Source organism: Vibrio genomosp. F10 str. 9ZD137, assembly GCF_049974785.1.
Lineage (GTDB): Bacteria > Pseudomonadota > Gammaproteobacteria > Enterobacterales > Vibrionaceae > Vibrio.
On record NZ_JBNGCJ010000879.1, the window covers coordinates 1 to 602 of the forward strand.

General features: G+C 46.8%; 1 pseudogene. It reads right to left on the reverse strand.

What is annotated here, in order from left to right:
• Positions 1–602 (reverse strand): annotated as a pseudogene (locus ACP45E_RS19685) (hybrid sensor histidine kinase/response regulator); the annotation flags it as partial.

A 602-nucleotide genomic window follows, 5' to 3' on the forward strand; every position in this document is an offset into this window, starting at 1 on the left:
AAGCGTCGGCAGGGCTTCCCGCCAGTAAGCTTTGCCCTACCCAAGCGATAGGAAGAACAAAGATACCCATTAAGATCAGATAGAGAGGAAACAACCAGCGCGCAGTGTGGAGATCTTGAGCTCGTTCATTTTCAACAACCATGGTATGAAATTGTCTTGGTAAACAGACAATAGCCACCATCGTCAATAATGTGTGAATGAATAAGGTCGGGAGATTGGGAGATTGATAGGTTTGCTTTGCTACCGAGACTAAATCAATGTTTTCTTGATTCCACGCCAAGTAAATAATGAAGAACCCAACGGTCAAAAATGCCACCAACTTAATCACCGATTCAAACGCAATGGCCATCATCATGCCGCGGTGATGCTCGGTATTATCGATATGGCGCGTACCAAACAACATGGTAAACATCGCTAATGCCCCCACGACAAACCAAGACACATAGCGATCTTGATAACCAAGATCACTTGCTAGGTTTGGTGCGACAATCTCTAACCCCATGGTGATACCGCGTAATTGCAGTGCGATATATGGCAAGATACCAGCCACCGCTATCAGCGTAACCACCACCGCAAGGCCTTGCGACTTTCCGTATCGGGCC